Origin of the sequence: Thermoanaerobacter siderophilus SR4 (assembly GCF_000262445.1) — a bacterium.
Lineage (GTDB): Bacteria > Bacillota > Thermoanaerobacteria > Thermoanaerobacterales > Thermoanaerobacteraceae > Thermoanaerobacter > Thermoanaerobacter ethanolicus.
In genome coordinates, this window is record NZ_CM001486.1 from 510,035 (window position 1) to 514,124 (window position 4,090).

Here is a 4,090-nt window from a genome sequence, read left to right on the forward strand (position 1 = left end):
ATCATAGAAGACATATCTTGAAAGCCATATCCACAAAACACCATTGCGAGGAGAATTTGCAATCCCATTCGCAATTTTCTCTATCATTTCCTCATGATATAAATGTTCTTCTACGCAATTTTCACACAAAAATTCTCCACATTCATAGCAAAAATATTCAGCTTTTTCCTGACAATTATCACAATAGTAAATCGGGGCAATATTTTGTGCCAAAACAACTATTTTCTTTTTCTGTGGAAGTAATTGTCTTTTCAAAACTTTCAATTCCAAGTGAGTGGTTGAACCAAAATCATACTCATAATCAAACTTCATGTTTTCCGTTATAACATTTTCTAATTTATAGTTCATACTTTTCGGTTTTGGTCCAAAAAAGAAAGGTTCATCTAACCACCCTCTTGGATTTACATCATATATTTCACCATCAATTTTAAATTGGCTCAAATGTCCACAACACTCAAGCCAAAAATCACGCAAAAACTTGTCAATATCTCTTAAGGTAGCTTTTGTATCCACAGAAACATATAGCCAATAAAGTGATGAATCATATTTAGGATATACGCTTAAAATAAAAACTTCCTTTTCCTTTATCCCTTCTTCATCTGACAGCTTTGAAAAATACTCTTTCATACTTTTACATGAAAGAATATGTCTCAACATTGAAGATTTTTCAAATTCTTTCTTACAAAAATAGCAAGTCCCTTTCATAAAAATTCTTCCTTTCCAAAAAATTTAAATACTTTTTGTTCTACGTTAATTTTATCATAAAAACTTTCTTCGTAATAAATACTCTTTCAGATTAGTCCAGTCTCTTTCTAAATCTCAATATGGCCATTGTCAAAAGAAAAACTGACATAAGGGTAATTATCACTATTTGATGTACAAGAAGAGAAGCATCAATACCCTTTATTATTATCCCTCTCAAAATAACTAGAAAATACGTAAGTGGGAAAATATCTCCAATTGCTCTTATAACAGTAGGCATTTGTTCCCTCGGAAAAATAAATCCTGACAATATTATGGTTGGAAGCAATACGAAAAATGCCCCCTGCATTGCTTGGGTTTGAGTCTGCGCTACTGTTGAGATAAGTATTCCTATTGCAAGAGCACAGGTTATAAAATCAAGTCCTAATAAAAGCAATAGATATATATTACCTCTAACAGGCACGCCAAACCAATACATGCTAAGCCCTAAAACCATTAAAAAATCTGTGTAACCAATTAGAATGTAAGGTAAAAGTTTTCCAATCATTAATTCTGAAGATTTTATAGGGGTTACAATCAATTGTTCTATTGTGCCCCTTTCTTTTTCTCTCACAAGCGCAAAAGCCGTCAATATTATGGTGATGTTTTGCATGATAAGACCTAAAAGCCCCGGAATTGTAAACACTTGCGTGTTGAGTTCTGGATTGTATTCTACTTTTGTAGAAAGGTCTATTCCAATGGAAGGCATTTTCATACCTTTGACTTTCAATTCTTTTTGTACAATATTGTTTGAAAACATTTGAGATACCATAATACCGCTTGATAAAGCAGTTCTTGCTGTTGTAGGATCAGAACCATCAATTTTAAGTAAAGGCTGTACCATTTTTACTTTATACTGCGAAAAATCCGGCGGTATAATAAGACCTGCTTTTACCTTTCCTTCATCCAGTAAACGATTTAACTCATCTATACTACTTGCATAAAAATCCGGATTAAAATACAATGAATTTTTGTATGCTTCAATATAGTTTCTGCTTTCATAGGTCTTGCTTTGGTCAAAAACTGCCATTGGTATATGGTCAACTTCTGTTGCAATAGCATAGCCAAAGAGCAAAAGCATTGTAATAGGCATAATAAATGAAATAACTAAACTTATCCTGTCTCTTCTTATATGTATAATTTCTTTTTTAATAATTGCAAAAAGCCTCGTCTTATTCATTATTCATCATCCTTACGTATTTAATAAACACATCTTCAAGCGAATCAAGATTATTTTCTCTTTTTATCTCATAGGGGGTACCAAAAGCCATCAACTTTCCATTAAACATAAAAGCTGTGAGGTCACATATTTCTGCTTCTTCCATATAATGAGTAGTCAATAAAATTGACATACCATCATTAGCAAGGCTTTTTATGATATCCCAAAACATCCTTCTTGATAAAGGGTCCACTCCTGATGTAGGTTCATCAAGTATAAGCAATTTAGGATTATGTAATATGGCACAGCCTAAAGCAAGCCTCTGCTTCAATCCTCCTGATAATGTACCAGCAATTTGCTTTCCTCTCTCCTCTAATCCAACAATATCAAGAACTTCTTTGATTCTTTGTTTCATCTCTTTTTTACTTAGTCCATACACACTCGCATAAAAATTTAAATTTTCTCTCACAGTTAAATCTTCGTAAAGGCTAAACTTTTGAGACATATACCCTATAGATTTTTTTATTTTTTCACTTTCTTTTTCTATATCATAGCCTAGAACAGTTCCCTCTCCTGATGTGGGTTTTAAAATGCCACAAATCATCCGTATAGTGGTGGATTTTCCTGAGCCGTTTGGCCCTAATAGGCCGAAGATTTTATAAGCCGGAACTTGTAACGTAAGCTTGTCTACAGCAGTTATATTGCCAAATCGTTTTGTCAATTCTCTTAAATTTATAACATATTCCATAGCTCCACCTTCTATTCATTGATAATCACATCTGCTAACATTCCAGGTTTTAAATTTTTTATGTGATCAAAGATTTGAACTTTTACTTGGTATACTACATCTTCTTTTGATGACTTTGTCACAGTGTTTTTGGGAGTGAATTCGCCGTTTGGTGAAATATAAGTAATCTTTCCTTTAATTGAATCTTTTATAGAATCTACTTTTATACTTACTTCTTGGTTTAAAGAAACTTTATGTAAATTTTTTTCTGGTATGTATATTTTTATAAAAAGATTCTTTAAATCAGATATTTGAGCAATATTTCCTCCCGCCATCGCTATTTCACCAGCATTAATGTAAATATTAGTTATAGTACCATCAATCGGAGAAGTTATTGTTCCCTTTTTAATCATAAGGTTGGTTAAATCATAATTTGCTTGAGCCTCGTCAACATTTAATTTTGCTATATCCGCTTGATTTTTGGGTCCGTTTTTAATCTGGTCATATTTTAGTTTAGCTATCTCCAAATTGGCTTTGGCAATTCTAGCCTGTTCCTTGTATTGACCTACATCTATTGAAGCTATCTTATCTCCTTTTTTAATTTCTTCTCCTTCTTTTACATATAAATCAGTGATACGACCAGAAACTTCTGATTGTACATATACGGTTGTGGCTTCTATTGTGCCTGTGTACAGATTTTCTTGTGAATTTGAAGTAGAGCAGCCTGAAGAAATGATACTAAGCGCAACTACTGTAATAAACAACAAATACAATCGCTTCATAATTAATTCTCCTCTCCGATTTAATTCCATAAATATAAACCCTTACAGTCATTTTAAACACTTATTTATGTTCTTTACGTCTCTTTAATAGCTCATCTACTTATTTGTATTCATTATATTTATTGAAGAAAAACCTGTCAATATAGAAAATTTCATCATTTATCAAATCTACTTCACTATTCATTTCGCTTTCGCAGCAAATACTTAAAAATTTAGTCTTTTTTAAAAAATTTTTAATTTCAAAAATGATTTTTGGGAGAGTATAATATTCTCAATTAGAAAATAAAATATTTTTGAAATCAATATGACCAAAGTAAAGAAGGGATTATTATAAATAACAAAATTGAAAATTAAAATCAACACAAATACGAAAGGGGAAATAATTGCAGAAGGCTTAAAACTTTATTTTTCAGTATTTGTAAAAGATGCTTTGCTTCCTTTGGGAGACTTACAGGCTGTAATGGGAGATGGAGAAGTAGGTGTATCAGGCGTAGAAGTAACTGGCTCAGTTACAGTAGAAGTTAGAGTTAGTAAAAAAATTTAAAACTTGTAAATCCTACTCGTAAAAACACCAGAGGTAACAGCAACAATAGCATCAGATGAATCTTTGGATAAAGCAGTAAAAATAGCAGTTCACGATATGGCAAATCTATTTCAAAGTTTTACCAAATTATCAATAGA

At 31.8% G+C, this 4,090-nt stretch carries 4 protein-coding genes and 1 pseudogene; 1 reads left to right on the plus strand and 4 read right to left on the minus strand.

The window, feature by feature from the left end:
- The 4 genes from THESIDRAFT1_RS02465 to THESIDRAFT1_RS02480 form a co-directional block, all read right to left on the minus strand.
- On the minus strand, nucleotides 1–705 hold a 705-nt coding region (locus THESIDRAFT1_RS02465), incomplete at its 3' end, for a B-box zinc finger protein (RefSeq protein ID WP_006569431.1).
- Nucleotides 706–796: 91 nt separating this feature from the next.
- Nucleotides 797–1,921 carry an ABC transporter permease gene (locus THESIDRAFT1_RS02470; RefSeq protein WP_006569432.1) on the minus strand — a complete coding sequence of 375 codons (1,125 nt, stop codon included), beginning with the start codon at nucleotides 1,919–1,921 and terminating at the stop codon, nucleotides 797–799.
- A complete protein-coding gene (locus THESIDRAFT1_RS02475; protein ID WP_006569433.1) occupies nucleotides 1,914–2,648 on the minus strand; it encodes an ABC transporter ATP-binding protein in 735 nt (244 codons plus the stop codon). The genes THESIDRAFT1_RS02470 and THESIDRAFT1_RS02475 overlap by 8 nt, the downstream gene beginning before the upstream one ends.
- An 11-nt stretch (nucleotides 2,649–2,659) precedes the next feature.
- A complete protein-coding gene (locus tag THESIDRAFT1_RS02480; protein ID WP_006569434.1) occupies nucleotides 2,660–3,409 on the minus strand; it encodes an HlyD family secretion protein in 750 nt (249 codons plus the stop codon).
- A 382-nt stretch (nucleotides 3,410–3,791) separates the two neighbouring features.
- Here THESIDRAFT1_RS02480 and THESIDRAFT1_RS13185 point away from each other — a divergent pair.
- Nucleotides 3,792–4,090: pseudogene (locus THESIDRAFT1_RS13185) on the plus strand (acetamidase/formamidase family protein); the annotation flags it as partial.

Coding starts and splice junctions, on each gene's coding strand:
- THESIDRAFT1_RS02470 (WP_006569432.1), bottom strand. CDS start 1,921: ATGAATAAGACGAGGCTTTTTGCAATTATTAAAAAAGAAATTATACAT.
- THESIDRAFT1_RS02475 (WP_006569433.1), bottom strand. CDS start 2,648: ATGGAATATGTTATAAATTTAAGAGAATTGACAAAACGATTTGGCAAT.
- THESIDRAFT1_RS02480 (WP_006569434.1), bottom strand. CDS start 3,409: ATGAAGCGATTGTATTTGTTGTTTATTACAGTAGTTGCGCTTAGTATC.